Source organism: Allomuricauda sp. R78024 (assembly GCF_044596045.1).
Lineage (GTDB): Bacteria > Bacteroidota > Bacteroidia > Flavobacteriales > Flavobacteriaceae > Flagellimonas.
The window spans coordinates 3,759,509-3,779,342 of record NZ_CP138995.1 but is presented as its reverse complement, the minus strand read 5'-3'; the positions used below and the strand labels follow the sequence as shown (position 1 = coordinate 3,779,342).

Below are 19,834 nucleotides of genomic sequence, written 5' to 3'. Positions count from 1 at the left end.
TTTTTGTTTATCACCCCTTGGTTATTTAACCTCAAAAGTGATCTTAACGTTGACTCTGTATTCATCTATTTTACCATCCTTAACAGAAGCACTTTGCTCGTTGAGGTAAACAGAACGGATATTCTTAACTGATTTGGAAGCATGGGCTACTGCATTTTTCGTTGCTTGTTCCCAACTTTCATCAGAGTTTGCCAATACTTCAATAACTTTTAAAACTGCCATGGTTAATGTTTTTTAAATTAATTCAAGTTATGAAAATTTGACCATACTATTTGTAAGAAAGGTTGAAAATCAGCCATTGAGTGCAACCACCTCATTTACTTTATCTCCCATCATGTTTTTTAACATGGTCTCAATACCATTTTTTAGGGTAAAAGTGGAAGATGGACATCCACTACATGCGCCTTGTAGAATCACATTTACGGTTTTACTTTCTTCCTCGTAGGATTGAAAAAGTATATTACCACCATCACTGGCAACTGCTGGCTTTACATATTCTTCCAATATATCAATGATTTGTTGGGAAGTATCATCGTATTGTGTTGGTGACAAGCTTTGCTCTGCAGTCTCCTTAGATTTCCGAATTGCTTCACTGGAAACTACTTCTTTTCCATCTGCTAAAAAGTCTCTAATGTACTCTCGTAATTGCATGGTGATTTCCTCCCAATCAGCAACTTCGTATTTTGAAACAGATACATAGTTCTCATCAAAGAATACCTCTTTTACAAATGGAAAGTGGAAAAGCTCTTTGGCCAATTGTGAATCCTTTGCGTCATCAATGTTTTTGAATTCGTAAGTTGTGGGAACTATTTTCTTGTTAGAAACAAACTTCATTACCGCAGGGTTTGGAGTAACTTCTGCGTAAACGGTAATAGGTTGTTTTTTCTGAGTTTCTGCTTCATTTACCACAGGTTCTCCGGCATTTAAATATTCAACCAATTGCTGCGCAACTTCATCTTTTACATCATCCCATTCAACAATGTCAAATCGTTCAAGGGCTATAAAGTTTCCAGAGATATATACAGTTTTAACAAATGGAAGATAAAACAACTGTTGCGCTAATGGGGAATCCTTCGCTTCATCTATGTTTTTAAGCTCATGATTGCCCTTTGCCAAGAATTGATTGGACTCAAATTTTAGTATTTTGGGGTTGTTGGTCTCAACAACGGTGATGTTAAATTCTTTCATAGCAAATATTTGATGCAAAAATACAAAGTAAACATGAGAGGTAAAATATATAATAATGTACCGCTTCAATCGTTATCTAAATGTTTGATTACCTTTAAATATCAACTTTAGCCCCATAATCAATACATGAGACGCTATTTAATCCTACTAATCATTACCCTAGTTTTTGGGCTAACTACTAAGGCTCAAGAAGGAATACCTGTATATTTTGACTACTTAGCAGATAACTATTATTTGGTGTATCCATCTATGGCAGGTATTAGCGAAGGAGCAAAAATACGTCTTACTGCTAGGAAGCAATGGTTCAATGTTGATGAAGCCCCTAGTTTACAGACCTTGAATGCTAATTTTAGAGTAGGTGAACGAAGCGGTGTTGGCGGCATCTTATTCAATGATTCTAACGGATACCACTCCCAAACGGGCTTTAAAGCAACCTACGCTCATCATTTACAGTTGGCGGGAGATTTTAGAACATTGAACCAAATATCCTTTGGACTTAGTGCTGGAGTTATTTTAAGCAGTTTAGATGAAACCGAATTTAGATCTATAATACCAGATCCGGTGGTTTCAGGAACAAAAAATACCACAAGCTATTTTAATGTGGATTTGGGAGTATCATATAATATTTTTGAATTTTATGCACACGCTGCTGTTTTGAATGTCTTAGGAAGTGGTCGTGATTTATACACGGCAGCCGAATTTGATAATTTGAGAAGATACTTGCTTTCTGCAGGATATGTTTTTGGAAAGAAAACCAGAATTGAACCTTCTGTTTTATTTCAAATGACCGATTTTACCAAGGAAAAAACTATTGATTTCAACGCTAAGGTTTACAAAGATGTTGCTTTTGGTACAGTTTGGGCCGGATTATCTTATCGTAGAAGTTTTGATGGAGCGCAGTTTCAAACCAATGGCGGTTTTGGGGAGCAGCGTTTGCAGTTGTTTACGCCAATAATTGGAGTTAATGTAAACCAGTTCTTGTTCTCTTATAACTATTCCTACCAATCAGGGGATATCCGTTTTGATAATGGAGGTTTTCATCAAATTACTTTAGGGTACGACTTTGGTCAGAGTGATCAAGGCAAGCGTTACGATTGTTACTGCCCTGCGGCCAATAATTAAAAATGGCCCATCAAAAATGATGGACCACCTTTTTTCTCACACTTAAATAATTTAATCCCACTTATAATTTTTCTTTGCAGCTTGATTTTTTATAGCTGATAACAATGCATTTTCCAATTCTCCTGTTTCTTCTTTTTGGTTTTTAGCAATATAAGCCTCACGTTTTGTATTTAACTCCTGAATCTGCTTTTGAATTTTTTCACGCTCCGTTTTTTTGTCCTGGACGTATTGTTTGATCTCTTTTTCAGATTTACCCTTTAGTTCGGCAGGTAGATCTTTGTCTTTAAGCTCTGAAACTTCAAACTCATCGTCCTCAACAGCATCAACCAAATCCCATTTAGAATTTTTATAGAGCCTAGAGCTTTTACTCACTGCACGTTTTACTACAACAGCCTCTTCCAATTCGGCAGCGTTGCTGTCTTGCATACCTTGTAATGCTTTCTTTTCCCTGCCTAAAGCACCATAAGAGATATACGTAGTGTTCAGCTTAGAGTTAAGACGAATGATTATATCATCATAAGGAGTGTCAATATGAACAACTTGTTTGTTATGGTCTATAGCCATGTATTCGCCACCTGTTAGTGTAGCGCCGCTTTTCCATTTGGTGGAAATACCTTGCTCATAATTACCGCAGAAAATAGTGTTTACAATAATGTCTTTTTCTTTAGCATTGGATGTAGCATCCCTATAGTTTAATTTACCTTGGGTGAATGGCTCGTTTCCTGCAATAAAAATCATTTTAAGATCGTCTGCATTTTTACCCCAATCCAATTGCTTTAATGAAGTTTGAATCACTTGGCCGCAATACTCTTCGCCACCATTGGTGGTTAAGGAAAACAACTTTTCAGAGATTTCATCCAAATCACTGCTAAAACCTATTACCTGTCTAATGTAGCCTTCATTAGAAGCTAAATCGTCATTGCCATATTCATAAAGTGCTATTTGTAATGAAGGTCTGGCCTCATTCCCGCATTTAGCGTGGGTAAATTCATTAACTATATCCCAAAGTTGTGCCTTTGCTTGGTTAATAAGGCCATCCATGCTGTTACTAGTGTCCAACAACAATGCAACCTTTACATATTGCTTGGCTGGTTTGTCTGGGATAGACCTTGTTATCAAGGCGGTGTTTTTATATTCCCTTGGTTTTAAATTGCATCCGTACACTGTTCCGGCTGCGATTGTAAAAAGTGCTATTCCTAATAAATGTTTTAAATGTTTCATAGTTCAATGTTTTAAAGTATGGGATAAAAGTATTTCCATCTTTTTTTAATTAAAACCAGGAATGATGGAACGGGAACTTAGAATGAGTGAGTGATACTAATGGTTTTGTAAAGTGGTAAAATGATGCTGTTTTTAGTGACTTTTGGAGGAGAAGCCATTTTTTAATACGCTTTATATGAATTAAGTTTACCTAAGTATTTAGGAATAAATGATAAAAGGAATACACATACTGTTCTTCTTTCTAATCGTGTTTTATTCTGGGTTTTCCCAAGTAAACAATGAACGCTTGTCCATGGAGATTACAGGGACGGTTAAGGGAAAGGAAAACTTTGCCCCAATTTCAGGGGTTGAAGTTTCTACGGATAAAGGTTCCTATACAACAACCAATGGACTGGGTGAATTCAAAATAAAAGCTTCCATTGGTGATATGCTCATTTTTGAAAGTTTGGAATTTGAATCGGTTCGGCATAGAATAACATCAGATGAAGAGGTAGATGTTTTGGTGGAGGGTTATGTATCTAAAAGAGCTTCAAAGAAAGAAAAAAGTATCAGCTCAAGGAATATTTCAAATCATCAGAGATTTCTAGATTCCGCCAACATCTACAAAAGAACAGATTTGGAGAAGAGTATTGACTTTATTGCTCAATCCATATCTCAATTGGGCAAACGGGGAAATAGAAACGAACTTTCTTCCTCTTTAACCACGTTAGGCGAGATTTATTTGTACCATAAACAATATGACTTGGCCATTACAAATTTCAAAGATGCCCTTGAACATAGAGAATCATCTAAAACGAAGCTGTTATTGGGCAAAGCCTATGTGATGAATGGCGAGTTTCAAAATGCAAAAACCATGCTAACTCCTTTGCTGGATATAAAGAACATGATTCCCTTTCAACGGGTTGAACTGTATGAAAATTTAGGAGATGCCGTCAAGGGTTTGTCCAAACTGAATGAAGCAGTGGATTTTTATAAGGAGGGGCTTCAAATTGCTCAAAAAAACCAAATCTCTCCCAAGGTCATTGATTTAAACTCAAAAATAGCAGATGCCTATGCAAGCGAAAATCGTTTAGTAGAGGCTGAAGGGTTTTATAACAATTCTTTGAACCTTTCTAAAAAAGTAGCTCCAGAACGATTAATAGAGGAGAATGAAAAAGTTGCCGATTTTTATAATCAAGAGAATAGATATGAAGATGAAATTCAACTAAGAAAAAAGAGTTTGAGTGGATTATCCCAATTACCAAGGCAATCAGTTGGTAGAGAAAATAAGGCCTTGCCAAGTTCAGATTCCATAACGGCACAACGCATCAATTATAAAATAGCCAACGCATATATAGCACAGGATAAGTTGGATGAGGCTATTCCTTATTTGGAACGAAGTATTGTTAAGGCAGATAGTGAAGATGATTTGGTGGTACAAAAAGATGCAACCAGAAAATTGTCAGAAGTATACAAATACAAAGGAGATTTTTCAAAATCGTTGGAATCCTATCAAGATTATGTTGCTGTTGTAGATAGCTTGTATGTGAGAAAGGAGCAAGAAATTTCTAGAGCGGCCAGATTTAATCGTGAGATAGCTACCAAGCAAAATCGTATATCAAGTCTGGAACAAGAACGACAGTTATCCCAAAGCAAGTATAGCCTTGCCGTAACAGAACAACAATTGTTTGAAGAAACAAGCAAACGACAAAAATGGATTATTTATTCCTTGATTTTTGGGCTAGTGCTAATGGCATTGACCACCTTCCTGTTCTATAGAAATAGCAAGCAACAGAAGTTGGCAAATAATCTACTGGCATTAAAGTCGTTGCGCACACAAATGAATCCGCACTTTATTTTCAATGCCCTCAATTCCGTCAACAATTACATTGCAAAGAGCGACGAACGCAGTGCAAATCGATTTCTAAGTGATTTTTCAGTTTTGATGAGAAGCGTGCTGGAAAATTCTGAAGAGGACTTTATCTCTCTTTCCAGAGAATTGGAGCTTTTAGAGTTATACGTGAAGTTGGAGCATTCCCGTTTTTCAGATAAGTTTGATTATGAAATCAACATTGATAAAAAGATAGATATTGATGCCTTTGAAATTCCTCCGATGCTTCTTCAGCCATATATAGAAAATGCTATTTGGCATGGACTGCGCTATAAAGAAGAAAAAGGTTTTTTAAAGATTGAGGTAAATCAAATCAACAAAGAGCTCCTAGAAATTACAATTGTGGATAACGGAATTGGAAGAAAAAAATCAGCAGCATTAAAGACGGACAACCAAAAGAAACAAAAATCAAAAGGAATGGGTAATATTAAAAAACGGATCCAAATTCTTAATGATATGTATAAGAACAAGGTGGATGTTGCAATTTCCAATTTGAATGAAGACCAAACAGGAACAAAAGTATCCCTTAAGCTTAAAAAAGATTGATGGAATTACGGACTATTATTGTAGAAGACGAGGCAAATAGCAGGGAAATATTAAGAAATTATATTGCCAAATATTGCGATGGAGTAAAGCTTTTAGGAGAAGCTTCCAATATTGATGAAGGGTTGCAACTAATTCAACAGCATCAACCAGATTTGGTGTTTTTAGATGTTGAAATGCCTTTTGGAAATGCCTTTGATCTACTGGATAAAATACCTGATCGAACTTTTGAAACAGTTTTTGTGACAGCTTATAACCAATATGCCATGGATGCATTGAACAACCATGCCGCATATTATCTTATGAAACCCATAAATATTGATGAGCTGATAAAAGCGGTGGAATATGTCAAGGAAATCAAGGAGAAAGAAAATGCTCTGGATGGTCAAGTATTAAAAGCCAGAACAATTAAAGCAGAGGGGAAAATAACCCTGCCGCAACTGGATGGCTTTCAAGTTTTGGAAGTAGGGGATATCTTCTTTTGTAAAGCCGATGACAATTACACAGAAATATATCTGGAGCATAAGAAAATTGTAGTGAGCAAAACACTCAAGTATTTTGAAGAAGCCCTTACGGAATATGCCTTTGCCAGAATTCATAAATCGTATTTGGTAAATGTAGGGGAAGTAGTAAAATATAAAAGAGGAAAGGGAGGTAGTGTTGTTTTATCAAATGGGAAGGAACTATCCGTTTCTGCATCTAAAAAGGCAGCATTATTATCTTATTTTCAATAAAATCAATTCAAGAATATGATACTTAGATCCGTAAGGGGAAAATCCCCAGAAATAGGAGAAGACTGTTTTATAGCCGAAAATGCCACTATCGTTGGAGAAGTGTCTATGGGAGACCAATGCAGCATTTGGTACAATGCAGTTATCAGGGGAGATGTGCATTTTATAAAAATGGGAAACAAAGTCAATGTGCAGGATGGTGCTGTTATTCATTGTACCTATCAAAAATCACCTACCACAATCGGGAACAACGTTTCCATTGGCCATAATGCTTTGGTGCATGGCTGTACTGTAAAGGACAATGTGCTGATTGGTATGGGGAGTATTATTATGGATGATTGTATTGTGGAAAGTAATTCAATTATTGCTGCTGGAGCAGTCCTAACCCAAGGCACACATGTAGAGGAAGGAAGTATCTATGCAGGAATGCCCGCAAAGAAAATAAAGGACGTAAGTCCAGAATTGAGCTCAGGAGAAATAGATCGTATTGCTAACGCCTATGTGACCTATTCAAGTTGGTTTAAGTAGTATTGGCAATTTAAATTATCCCTATTTTAGCACCGCTATAAAACTAATCAGATGAATGCATATATTTTTCCAGGACAAGGAGCTCAATTTGTGGGAATGGGCCTAGACCTTTATGAAAATCACAACCAAGCGCAAGAACTATTCGAACAAGCCAATAATATTTTAGGTTTTTCCATTACGGATATTATGTTTGAAGGAACTCCTGAAGATTTAAAGCAGACCAAGGTAACCCAGCCTGCTATTTTTTTGCATTCCGTTATTTTGAGTAAGGTTCTTGGAGAAAATTTTAACCCAGACATGGTTGCGGGGCATTCGCTTGGAGAGTTTTCAGCATTGGTGGCCAATGGCACTTTAAACTTTGAAGATGGCCTAAAATTGGTTTCACAAAGAGCTTTGGCAATGCAAAAGGCATGTGAAGTTCAACCAAGCACTATGGCTGCAGTTTTAGGGTTGGATGATGAGGTGGTCGAAAAAATATGCCAAGAAACAGGAGGAATTGTAGTCCCTGCAAATTATAATTGTCCAGGTCAATTGGTAATTTCAGGAGAGATTGAAGCTGTAAACGCAGCATGTGAAAAATTAAAAGAAGCAGGAGCTCGTAGAGCTTTATTACTTCCCGTTGGTGGAGCGTTTCACTCACCTTTAATGGAACCGGCCAGAGAAGAATTGGCAGCGGCGATAGAAGCAACAAGTTTTAGTGTACCTATCTGTCCAATATATCAAAATGTACCAACTACTGCTGTTACAAGTGCAGATGAAATTAAAACCAATTTGATTTCTCAGTTGACCGCTCCCGTAAAATGGACTCAGAGTGTACAACAAATGATTAAAGATGGTGGAAATTCTTTTGTTGAAGTTGGTCCCGGTAAAGTATTGCAAGGCTTGGTTAGAAAGATAGATTCTAGTGTAGAAACATCTTCTGGCACCATATAAATAAGGATTTTTCTGACTTAAAGGTATTTCATCCGAGAAAGATAGATTTAGTCTGTAAAGTTGTGGTGTTCCTTCATTTTTTAGTAATATTGATTCTTCCCAAATCACCGACCAAAACCAAAATGAGAACTATACTGAAAATCATTAAATAGGTGATGTCATCCTTCTTAAAAAAAGCTTCTTTTTTATCTTTCTCTAACTATGGTAAAGAGAAAATACTCTTAATAGTATTTACGGTATTTGGTTTTAGTTTTGGATTTGGACAAGGCTTTACGATGGTTGAGAGCGGTGGTGCTACGGGCACCTCTGAGACGGGCACGACGGATACTTTCACGGTTGTTCTGGACAATGCCCCTGCGACGAACGTTGTCCTTACGGTGACTTCTGGCGATATTGGTGAGGGCACCGTTGACCTTGGCACGTTGACCTTTACCCCTGGAAACTTTGGTGATGTTCAGACGGTCACTGTCACGGGCATCGATGATGCTCTTGTCGACGGCACCCAGACATATGATATAACGGTTAGTGTCGATGATGCGAACAGTGATGACGCCTTCGACCCACTTGCCGACCAGACGGTATCTGTTGACAATGCCGATGATGATTTAGCTGTCCCCGGCTTTACGATAGTTGAGAGCGGTGGTGCTACGGGCACCTCTGAGACGGGCACGACGGATACTTTCACGGTTGTTCTGGACAATGCCCCTGCGACGAACGTTGTCCTTACGGTGACTTCTGGCGATATTGGTGAGGGCACCGTTGACCTTGGCACGTTGACCTTTACCCCTGGAAACTTTGGTGATGTTCAGACGGTCACTGTCACGGGCATCGATGATGCTCTTGTCGACGGCACCCAGACATATGATATAACGGTTAGTGTCGATGATGCGAACAGTGATGACGCCTTCGACCCACTTGCCGACCAGACGGTATCTGTTGACAATGCCGATGATGATTTAGCTGTCCCCGGCTTTACGATAGTTGAGAGCGGTGGTGCTACGGGCACCTCTGAGACGGGCACGACGGATACTTTCACGGTTGTTCTGGACAATGCCCCTGCGACGAACGTTGTCCTTACGGTGACTTCTGGCGATATTGGTGAGGGCACCGTTGACCTTGGCACGTTGACCTTTACCCCTGGAAACTTTGGTGATGTTCAGACGGTCACTGTCACGGGCATCGATGATGCTCTTGTCGACGGCACCCAGACATATGATATAACGGTTAGTGTCGATGATGCGAACAGTGATGACGCCTTCGACCCACTTGCCGACCAGACGGTATCTGTTGACAATGCCGATGATGATTTAGCTGTCCCCGGCTTTACGATAGTTGAGAGCGGTGGTGCTACGGGCACCTCTGAGACGGGCACGACGGATACTTTCACGGTTGTTCTGGACAATGCCCCTGCGACGAACGTTGTCCTTACGGTGACTTCTGGCGATATTGGTGAGGGCACCGTTGACCTTGGCACGTTGACCTTTACCCCTGGAAACTTTGGTGATGTTCAGACGGTCACTGTCACGGGCATCGATGATGCTCTTGTCGACGGCACCCAGACATATGATATAACGGTTAGTGTCGATGATGCGAACAGTGATGACGCCTTCGACCCACTTGCCGACCAGACGGTATCTGTTGACAATGCCGATGATGATTTAGCTGTCCCCGGCTTTACGATAGTTGAGAGCGGTGGTGCTACGGGCACCTCTGAGACGGGCACGACGGATACTTTCACGGTTGTTCTGGACAATGCCCCTGCGACGAACGTTGTCCTTACGGTGACTTCTGGCGATATTGGTGAGGGCACCGTTGACCTTGGCACGTTGACCTTTACCCCTGGAAACTTTGGTGATGTTCAGACGGTCACTGTCACGGGCATCGATGATGCTCTTGTCGACGGCACCCAGACATATGATATAACGGTTAGTGTCGATGATGCGAACAGTGATGACGCCTTCGACCCACTTGCCGACCAGACGGTATCTGTTGACAATGCCGATGATGATTTAGCTGTCCCCGGCTTTACGATAGTTGAGAGCGGTGGTGCTACGGGCACCTCTGAGACGGGCACGACGGATACTTTCACGGTTGTTCTGGACAATGCCCCTGCGACGAACGTTGTCCTTACGGTGACTTCTGGCGATATTGGTGAGGGCACCGTTGACCTTGGCACGTTGACCTTTACCCCTGGAAACTTTGGTGATGTTCAGACGGTCACTGTCACGGGCATCGATGATGCTCTTGTCGACGGCACCCAGACATATGATATAACGGTTAGTGTCGATGATGCGAACAGTGATGACGCCTTCGACCCACTTGCCGACCAGACGGTATCTGTTGACAATGCCGATGATGATTTAGCTGTCCCCGGCTTTACGATAGTTGAGAGCGGTGGTGCTACGGGCACCTCTGAGACGGGCACGACGGATACTTTCACGGTTGTTCTGGACAATGCCCCTGCGACGAACGTTGTCCTTACGGTGACTTCTGGCGATATTGGTGAGGGCACCGTTGACCTTGGCACGTTGACCTTTACCCCTGGAAACTTTGGTGATGTTCAGACGGTCACTGTCACGGGCATCGATGATGCTCTTGTCGACGGCACCCAGACATATGATATAACGGTTAGTGTCGATGATGCGAACAGTGATGACGCCTTCGACCCACTTGCCGACCAGACGGTATCTGTTGACAATGCCGATGATGATTTAGCTGTCCCCGGCTTTACGATAGTTGAGAGCGGTGGTGCTACGGGCACCTCTGAGACGGGCACGACGGATACTTTCACGGTTGTTCTGGACAATGCCCCTGCGACGAACGTTGTCCTTACGGTGACTTCTGGCGATATTGGTGAGGGCACCGTTGACCTTGGCACGTTGACCTTTACCCCTGGAAACTTTGGTGATGTTCAGACGGTCACTGTCACGGGCATCGATGATGCTCTTGTCGACGGCACCCAGACATATGATATAACGGTTAGTGTCGATGATGCGAACAGTGATGACGCCTTCGACCCACTTGCCGACCAGACGGTATCTGTTGACAATGCCGATGATGATGTAGCAGCTGTTACCATTGCAGATGTCAATGGCAGTGAAGATAACGGGGCTATCCAACTTACAGCAACGTTGAACAATGCAGTTGAAGGAGGTTTTACGGTACAGGTTTCTTCTGCTGATGGTTCAGCTACTTTAGCTGATACAGATTATACAGGAATTTTACAGACTCTTACTTTTGCTGGTACTGCAGGAGAAATTGAGAACTTTGTAATAATACCAACGGCGGATGCCGTCATAGAATTAGATGAAACATTGACTATTTCAATGAGCAATCTAGGAGCTACTGCATTAACAATTGATATATCAGATACGGCAACTGTAACGATAAATAATGATGATACTTGCGCTGCGGGAAATGTAGCACCAACTTTTATTGGCGGTTCAATAATTACTTTTTGCGATGCATTTACACAAGACTTGGATGCTTATACTGCAAGTATTCCGCCTGTAGGATCAGACTTAAGATGGAGTACTAATTCAGATACAAGTGTAACAGGAGATTATCTGCCAACAAGCACGGTAAGTTCAGCTGACATTTATTTTGGATTTTTCTATGATGCTTTGAATGACTGCGTTAGCGCTACTTTCAGTGTTACACTAACACAAAACGCAACACCTTCACCAGGTACAACAACAAACATTGCTACTTGCGATAATTCAGGTGAAGGGGATAGCGTGGTGGATTTGGATGACCAATTAACAGGGGCAGATGCAGGCAACTGGTCTTTAACTGGCAGTCCGGGAGGAGCTTCAATTACCATTAACGCTAGCAATATTGTAAACTTTAATGGACAGCCTTTAGGTGATTATACCTTTACATATACAACATCTGGGGCAACAGCTCCTTGTGTTGACCAAACAGTTGATTTAACTGTTACCGTAATAGATTGCGCAATTCCTTGTAATGCAGGAAATACGGCCCCTGTGCTTGATAGCTCTGAACCTATCGAGTTTTGTGATGTTGTCGCTGCCGATTTAAATGCCTATGTAACCAATTCAGCACCTGCTGGAAGTGTGCTTACTTGGAGTACTAGTTCTGATCCCTTGGCGACTAATGCACACATAAGCAATATTGTGGCGGCTCCAGGATCTTATTTTGGTTTCTTTTTTGATGCAGGAAATAATTGCGCTAGCCCCGTGTTGACAGTATCTTTAGAACGTTTTTTTACACCCAATATAGACAGTACTTCAGGCGACTCCATATGTGGAGAAGGAACGTTGATATTGACTGCTACAGTGGCCGACGATATTACCCTCAACTGGTATGCAACTGCAACCGGGGGAGCCGTATTGGGCAGCGGGCCTTTGTTTGAAACGCCGACCATTTCAACAACCACCTCATTTTTTGTTGAGGCTACGTCCAATAATTGTAGCACTGAAAGGATAGAAGTAGTAGCAACAGTGAATGAAACCCCGTCTGTAGGAACCCCAACTAATACAATTGCTTGTAATGCTGCGGGTAATGGAGGACCAACGGTTATAGACTTAGATGATACGCTAACGGGTGAAGATTTGGGAACATGGGCAATTATTACTGATCTATCTGGAGGAACTCTATCAATAGGTTCAGATAATAATGTGGATTTTGAAAGTTTACCTTCTGGTAGTTATGTATTTGAATACACTACAAATGGTGCGGTGGCACCTTGTGTGAATAGTTCGGTACAAGTAACAGTTTCAGTAAGCAATTGTATTGTAGATTCGGATAATGACGGTTTAACAGATGGAGAAGAAAATGATTTAGGTACAAACCCTAACAATCCTGATACAGATGGTGATGGTTTAACGGATGGTGAAGAAGTGTTGGTGGTCGATGACCCAAGTACAACGGCGGTTCCAGAGAATGCAACGGACCCTTTAGATAGTTGCGATCCTTTTTTGACTCCAGCTTGTAACCCTGAAGCTATTGATTTGGCAATTACAAAAGAAGTTGATAATGATACACCATTATTGCAAAGCAATATAACCTTTACTATTACCCTTGAGAACACAACAATGGATAGGGTGTTGGATATTCTTGTCAATGATTTGATTGGTGATGGATTTGAATATGTTTCACATACGGCATCAAAAGGGCTTTATGATCAAGTTAGTGGAATGTGGTCCATTGCTGAATTAATTCCCGAAGAAAGTGTCATCTTGGAAATTACAGTTACGGTTACCACTTCTGGGCAACTTCAGAATACAGTAACTATAGCTTCTTCGTTTCCAACTGATGCCGTAAGTTCTAATGATACAGCAACAGTTTCTGTTCAAGTTAATCAAAGCCCGTGTCAGGACCCAGGGACCTTGTGTAATATCTTTTCACCTAATGGAGATGGTATAAATGACACACTGGTGTTTATTGATCCTAACAATGATTTTCCAAATAATAAACTAGAGGTGTTTGATCGCTATGGAAATAGCGTTTTTGAGATGCAGGGCTATGATAGCACATGGGATGGAACAGGTAGTAGTGGTGATGTGCCAAAAGGCACCTACTTTTATATATTGGATCTTGTAGGTGATGGAAGCGAAATAGTAAAAGGGTGGATTCAAATAATAAGATAAATGAAACATGCCAAATAAAATTGGTTTAAGAACATACGGAATACTTGCTCTAACTCTCATTGGAATTATGAGTGTTGGTATGGCTCAAAAAGAACCTCAGTATACACAGTACATGTATAATATTGGAAGTTTTAATCCAGCCTATGTAGGAACGGTTGAGTCTCCTGAGTTGGCAGGTCTGTACCGAGCGCAATGGGTAGATATTCCTGGAGCACCTACTACTATGCGGTTCGGTGTGAATGTTCCATTTGCTAATGAAAAAACTGGACTTGGTCTTAATGTGGTACATGATGAGTTGGGACCTTCAAGACAAACATTTATCAATCTGGCATATTCTTACCAAATCAACGTTTCAGATATAACAAAACTGTCTTTTGGGCTGTCCGCTGGAGGATCTCTTTTAAGTTTGGATTATTCTGAAGGTACTTTTGTAGACCCATCTGACCCAACGATTATTGGTGAAAATTTAAGTGATTTTTACCCAACTGTTGGCGCAGGACTTTTCCTTTATGAAGAAGATTGGTACATGGGGCTTTCCATCCCCAATTTTTTAACCAATGGATTGTACAATGATGAAGTAGCAACCATAGTTGAGGATAATATGCAGTTCAATGTAATTGGAGGATATGTTTTTCAGATATCAGACAGGACCAAGTTTAAGCCAGCATTTTTGGTGAACTACCTTCAAGGATCTCCTGTTAACGTAAATTTATCTGCAAATTTTCAGTTTATAGATGCACTCACTATAGGAGCTTCATATAGATTTGACAATGCAGTTAGTGGTTTAGCTGGTATTCAGGTTTCTAACGGATTGTTTTTAGGATATTCGTATGATTACAATACAAATGGACTGGGAGAGTTTAGTGGAGGCTCACATGAGGCAATACTGAAATTTTATATTGGACGAGGTGGTTTTGGAAGCGGAAATTCCAAAGCAAAAAGTAAAGACAAAAAATTAAAAGGTAAACCAAAACAGATAGATTCTCCAAGATTTTTCTAATATGGCACTAGCAAAAAAAATAAACGCTGCACTACTGGTATACTTTTTAGGTATGGTCATCTGCTTTGCCCAAAGTAAAAAATCAAAAGGGGACGATTACTTTTTCCAGTATGACTATCAGAAGGCGATAAGTGCTTATGAGCTGGATATAGCAAAAGGCACCTTAACGCAGCAACAATTTCTGAATTTAGCCGATGCTTACTTCAAGACAAATAATTTTGAAAAAGCTTCAGACGCTTACCTTTCATTGTACAAGAAAGATACTTTGATGAGCAACCATCATTTCAATAAAATGCTACAGAGCTTATCCAAAACTGCCAATAAAGAGAAAAAAGAAGCATTTTTAGCTACCATGTCTGCGAGTTTTCAAAAAGAATTTTTACAGAATTTGGAATTTAATACTCAACTGTTGGAGGATAGTAATGTAGGTGGCGAGATGGATTTTCAAATCTTTAACTTAAACGGCAATAGTCCACAATCAGATTTTTCACCTTCGTTTTATGGAGGGCAGTTGTTATTTTCAAGCGGCAGATTACAGGATACAAAGAGAAGATATGTTCCAGCTGGCGAAGGATATTTAAACATATATGAAGCAGGGTTGCAAAGCAATGGTCAAATTTTAGCCGCTAAGCCTTTTACCGGGATTACTAGCTCTAATTATCATAAAGCAACACCTTATTATTCAGAGGGATTGAGAAGTATCTTTTATGTGTTGTCAAATACCGAGGATGGGGAACTCTCTTTTGATGGGAATGGAAAAAACGCATTAGCGATAGGGATGCAGGTAAAAGATGGTAGGTTTCAATTGTTGCTTAAAGATTTGAGTACTTCTTTTTATTATCCTTTTTACGATGAAAAGACCGAAAAGCTCTATTTCTCAGCCAATTTTGATGAAGGTTTTGGGGGTACGGACATTTACTTTGTGCATACCAATAGGGGTCAGATTATGTCAGCTCCAATAAATTTGGGACCTAGAATAAACTCAGCTGGGAATGAAATTGCCCCGTATATTTTTGAAGACAGTTTTTATTTTTCCTCAGATGTTTTTTATGGACTTGGAGGAATGGATATTTACAAGTCAAACATTGATGTAGGTGCATTTAGCATTCCCATTAATCTTGGAAAAGGTATAAACTCTTCGGATGATGATTTTGGTTTAATCATGAGGAATGAAGGAGACGGGCTTTTAGGGTATTTTTCATCAAACAGACCGGGAGGAAAAGGGAAGGATGATCTATATGGTTTTAAGGTTGATAAAAAACCTGGTCTTAAGACAATTACGTTGAAAGGAAAAGTTGTAAAACGTAATAGAAAATCTGAGTTGGTAGATAAGGTAGCGGTTCGTTTACAAGATGTAAATGGTTCTATATTGGCCGAGACCTATTCTGATGAAAAAGGAAGTTATAGATTAGAGATTCCTTGGCGAAAGGAATTGGTTTTGGAATCGTCCAAAGAGCGTTATTCGAACTTCGCAAAACGCTTTACAGAAGAGGATTTACGGGAAGTGGAAATCATAAATTATGATGTTGAAATTTCTGAGTATGATGATTTGGTAGAAAAGAAAGAAGGGCAAGCCATAGTAAAACTTAAAAAATTCTTCTTTGGAAGAAGCCTATCCCAACTTACCCCAGAAATAGAAACAGAACTTGATAAGGTTGTGGCATTTGTACAGGATTTCCCATCCGTACAGCTTAGGATAGAAACCTATACAGATAGCAGGGGAGGTAGTAGTACAAATTTTAGATTGACTCAAAGTCGTTCAGACGCTATTAAAAAATATTTGGTTCAAAATGGAGTACCATCTTCCAATATTTTATATTCCATTGGTTATGGTGAGGACAAAATTTTGAATAATTGTACAAACGGAGTTTTCTGTTTGGAAGTATTACACAAGCAAAACCAAAGATCATTGATTGTAATTCTTAACGACAATGTTCTTTTTGAATAAACAACATCAATTTAATACAACCCAACAATAGTATAACGCAAAAAGGGATAAGAAGAATATTCCTAGGTACGTTAATATTTGTAGACCCAGTTTAGGCCTATATTCTTTTGGTATGTCTTTACCCATAACTGTTTTAAGGTTCATCCATCCAATGAGCGGGGCCATAACAAATGAGACAAATGTGGCCAAGGCTACAAGATTGGCCATATTGGCGCCAAATACAGAAATAACCACCCAATTAACCAAGGCCATTATGACTACAGCAAAAACAAAAGCATTTTTGTTTTTAAGTTCTTTTTTATGGGGGAAAAGCTTCTCAAGAACATCTATACTTACTCTGGATACAGCATCATGAGCGGTCATACAAGTACTGAACATGGTGGCAAAAGCAGCTACTGCGATTAGAATATATGCCCAATTGCCAATATGAACCGTAAACAAGCTTACAACTTGATCGGCAAAAACCACAGCACTTCCGCTAAGCTCGGTTCCCGTACCATATAAGGTCATCCATCCAATAATCAAAAAGAAAATCGCTAACACGGCTGTTAAGATGTATCCCACGTTAAATTCTTGAAGCGCAAGCTTTAAAGATGGCTTTTCCTTCATTGTCTTTAAACTTTCCATGCTCCAAAGACTTACCCATCCTGAAGCTTCAACAGCCGTGGGCATCCAACCCATAAGTCCAATTAAGAAAAGAATCCCCACTTCATTGAAAATCCCCGGTCTTTGGTATTCTTGAATATTAGGTACGGGACCTTTTTGTAACACTAGAACCGTGGTTATAACCAAAGCAATAAACAGAATAGAAATAACAGCTTTCAAAGAGTTTTCTAAAAATCGATATCTTCCAATGATGAGAATTGCACTTATAAAAACAAAGAGGCATAATGCTATTGTGCTTACACCTATTCCTGAAATACTGAACAAATTCATGAAGAGTCCCGCAGTAACTACATACAAAGCAGCTAATATTGTGAACGTGGAGACAATGGTCACAAAAGCGTAGATCCAAAGATATTTTCTTCCTAAATTTAAGTAACCCTGTACCAAGCTTTTTTCGGTAACTGAAGTATAACGTATCCCGAACTCAAAAAAAGGGTATTTTAATACATTTGCCAATACTATAGGAATAACCATAACCCAGCCATATTGTGCGCCTGCTTTGGTTGATAGTACTAAATGAGAAGTGCCTATGGCCATACTTGCAAATAATAACCCTGGCCCTAGGTTTTTAAGAAGAATCTTTAGTTTTGACATGAAAGGTAAATGTACATCTGTCTAAAATAGTATATTTATGTTACTCCTTAAAAAATCCATCCTTTGGGGTGTCATTGACATAAAAATATTCAAATGAAAATACTTTTTAAAACACTCAAGGGACTTGTCCTTGCCATTGCGATTATTACTGTTATTTATTTTTTGGGTCCTAGAGTGGAAAAACCAAACTTGGATAAAACACTTCCTGTTGTAAGTTCGGATTTGGTTCAGTTGGAAAAATGGATTAATTCAAAAGAAGGGGCAATTGCCAACATAAAACCTGAAAACGATGCGCAAATTATTTGGTTTGATAGCATCCCATCAAAAACAGAATATAGCATTGTTTACCTTCATGGATGGTCTGCAAGCAGGATGGAAGGAAACCCGTTGCATATTGAAACCGCTAAGCGGTATGGCTGTAATTTATATTTACCTCGTTTGGCAGGGCACGGATTAAATGAAGAGGAGCCAATGCTCAATTTAACAGCCAATGAAGTATTGGATTCAGCAAAAGAAGCTATTGCTGTAGCAAAGCAATTAGGAAACAAGGTGATTATAATGGCCACTTCAACTGGAGGTACTCTGGCGTTGCATCTTGCCGGAGGTGATGCAGATATTGCTGGAATTCTTTTGTACTCGCCAAATATTGAGATTTACGATAAAAATGCAAAGCTATTAGGCGGCCCATGGGGAGTACATTTGGCCAAAGCGGTTAAAAAGAGTGACTACCATGAATTTGAAGCTAGCGATACGAAGAAAAAATACTGGACAAGCAAATATAGGGTAGAGGCCCTTACACACTTGCAAGCCTTAGTGGACAATACTATGGTCCCAGAGACTTTTAAAAAAGTGACACAACCGGTCTTTCTGGGATATTTTTATAAAAATGATTCTATACAGGACAATGTAGTATCTGTATCTGCCATGTTAAAAATGTATGGGGGACTTGGAACAGCAACCAATTTAAAAAGAAAAATTGCTTTTTCAAATGTTGGAGATCATGTAATGACCTCTTCTATAACCTCTAAAGATTTGGCTTCGGTTAAAATGGAGACAGAAAAGTTTTTTGAGGAAGTACTTGAAATCCAATAAAATTGTTAAAGTTTGAATAGATTTTTGTCAAACTAGACGACTGGTCATATATTTGACTCCTCAATGGAAATTAAAACAGTAAAAGGCGAACAGAAGAGTGATGCACTCCTTGAAAAAGGGATGGAAATCCTCTGGTCAAAAGGGTACAATGCTACCAGTGTAAACGATATTGTTCAGGCAGCCGGAGTTCCTAAGGGTTCTTTTTACTTCTATTTTAAAAGTAAAGAGGATTTTACAGTTAAAGCCATTGGTAAATATTTTGACACTATGTTTCCTCCAGCATTGGAGATTCTTAAGAACAAGGCAGTTTCCCCTAAACAACGAATTTTAAACTTCTATGAGCATCGCGCTAAAGTGTTGAAGGAGGAGTTTGACTGTAAAATGGGATGTTTGGGATGTAACATGGTGAATGAAATGGCAGAACACAACGAAGAAATTCGTTTGGCTGTGCAGGTGAAGACTGAACTTGTGAACTCCTATATAACAGAAGTCGTTATTGAGGGACAAGAAAATGGTGAAATTGATTCTGAGATTGAAGCAACTAATTTAGTTGCCTTTATGGAAGATGCAGGAAGAGGGGCCATGATATCCATGAAAGAACTCGATAGTTCGTATCCTATTGATAATTTCATGAAAATGATACGAACACTTATACTTAAGTAATTTTTTTTGAAATAATTAATAGATGACCAGTCATCTATTAATTATAGGCATTTAAACAAAAATATGGTATCGTCTACTATATTTTAAAGTTGACCAGCCAACTATTAAATAAAAAATGAAAAA

14 protein-coding genes are annotated in these 19,834 nt (G+C 39.4%); 10 read left to right on the top strand and 4 right to left on the bottom strand.

The genetic code is table 11. The features are described from left to right. Positions 1 to 21: 21 nt before the first annotated feature. Entirely contained in the window at positions 22 to 222 is a 201-nt protein-coding gene (locus tag SJY44_RS17085) for a dodecin family protein (RefSeq protein WP_163421476.1), read from the bottom strand. 69 nt (positions 223 to 291) lie between these two features. Further along, positions 292 to 1,188, bottom strand: coding sequence for a NifU family protein (locus SJY44_RS17080; protein ID WP_298929220.1), 897 nt, complete (start codon positions 1,186 to 1,188; stop codon positions 292 to 294). A 126-nt stretch (positions 1,189 to 1,314) separates the two neighbouring features. On the opposite strand from SJY44_RS17080, the gene SJY44_RS17075 reads away from it, so the two are divergent. Beyond that, positions 1,315 to 2,310 (top strand): type IX secretion system membrane protein PorP/SprF, encoded by a 996-nt coding sequence (locus SJY44_RS17075; protein WP_298929217.1) that lies wholly within the window; start codon positions 1,315 to 1,317, stop codon positions 2,308 to 2,310. Positions 2,311 to 2,361: 51 nt separating this feature from the next. On the opposite strand, the gene SJY44_RS17070 is transcribed toward SJY44_RS17075, so the two are convergent. Beyond that, the gene (locus SJY44_RS17070; RefSeq protein ID WP_396590631.1) at positions 2,362 to 3,531 is read right to left on the bottom strand and encodes a VWA domain-containing protein; all 1,170 of its coding nucleotides are present in this window, start codon (positions 3,529 to 3,531) and stop codon (positions 2,362 to 2,364) included. A 208-nt stretch (positions 3,532 to 3,739) separates the two neighbouring features. On the opposite strand from SJY44_RS17070, the gene SJY44_RS17065 reads away from it, so the two are divergent. The 7 genes from SJY44_RS17065 (at position 3,740) to SJY44_RS17035 (ending at position 16,696) form a co-directional block, all read left to right on the top strand. Then, positions 3,740 to 5,947, top strand: coding sequence for a histidine kinase (locus tag SJY44_RS17065; protein ID WP_396590630.1), 2,208 nt, complete (start codon positions 3,740 to 3,742; stop codon positions 5,945 to 5,947). Beyond that, positions 5,947 to 6,678 carry a LytR/AlgR family response regulator transcription factor gene (locus SJY44_RS17060; protein ID WP_396590629.1) on the top strand — a complete coding sequence of 244 codons (732 nt, stop codon included), beginning with the start codon at positions 5,947 to 5,949 and terminating at the stop codon, positions 6,676 to 6,678. Before SJY44_RS17065 ends, SJY44_RS17060 begins: the two co-directional genes overlap by 1 nt. Before the next feature lie 15 nt (positions 6,679 to 6,693). After that, positions 6,694 to 7,203 (top strand): gamma carbonic anhydrase family protein, encoded by a 510-nt coding sequence (locus SJY44_RS17055; protein ID WP_396590628.1) that lies wholly within the window; start codon positions 6,694 to 6,696, stop codon positions 7,201 to 7,203. A 51-nt stretch (positions 7,204 to 7,254) separates the two neighbouring features. Continuing rightward, positions 7,255 to 8,136: an ACP S-malonyltransferase gene (gene fabD, locus SJY44_RS17050; protein WP_396590627.1), complete on the top strand. Its 882-nt coding sequence runs from the start codon at positions 7,255 to 7,257 to the stop codon at positions 8,134 to 8,136. A gap of 155 nt (positions 8,137 to 8,291) precedes the next feature. Beyond that, positions 8,292 to 13,748 (top strand): gliding motility-associated C-terminal domain-containing protein, encoded by a 5,457-nt coding sequence (locus SJY44_RS17045; RefSeq protein ID WP_396590626.1) that lies wholly within the window; start codon positions 8,292 to 8,294, stop codon positions 13,746 to 13,748. 7 nt (positions 13,749 to 13,755) lie between these two features. Then, a complete protein-coding gene (locus tag SJY44_RS17040) occupies positions 13,756 to 14,748 on the top strand; it encodes a type IX secretion system membrane protein PorP/SprF (protein ID WP_396590625.1) in 993 nt (330 codons plus the stop codon). 1 nt (position 14,749) lies between these two features. Beyond that, on the top strand, positions 14,750 to 16,696 hold the full coding sequence (locus tag SJY44_RS17035; RefSeq protein ID WP_396590624.1) for an OmpA family protein: 1,947 nt from the start codon (positions 14,750 to 14,752) through the stop codon (positions 16,694 to 16,696). A 6-nt stretch (positions 16,697 to 16,702) separates the two neighbouring features. On the opposite strand, the gene SJY44_RS17030 is transcribed toward SJY44_RS17035, so the two are convergent. After that, the gene (locus SJY44_RS17030; RefSeq protein WP_396590623.1) at positions 16,703 to 17,956 is read right to left on the bottom strand and encodes an NRAMP family divalent metal transporter; all 1,254 of its coding nucleotides are present in this window, start codon (positions 17,954 to 17,956) and stop codon (positions 16,703 to 16,705) included. 93 nt (positions 17,957 to 18,049) lie between these two features. Between SJY44_RS17030 and SJY44_RS17025 the strand changes: the two genes are divergently transcribed. Both SJY44_RS17025 and SJY44_RS17020 read left to right on the top strand, forming a co-directional pair. Continuing rightward, positions 18,050 to 19,048, top strand: a complete 999-nt coding sequence (locus tag SJY44_RS17025) for an alpha/beta hydrolase (RefSeq protein ID WP_396590622.1) — start codon at positions 18,050 to 18,052, stop codon at positions 19,046 to 19,048. 63 nt (positions 19,049 to 19,111) lie between these two features. Beyond that, entirely contained in the window at positions 19,112 to 19,711 is a 600-nt protein-coding gene (locus SJY44_RS17020) for a TetR/AcrR family transcriptional regulator (RefSeq protein ID WP_396590621.1), read from the top strand. Positions 19,712 to 19,834: the final 123 nt, after the last annotated feature.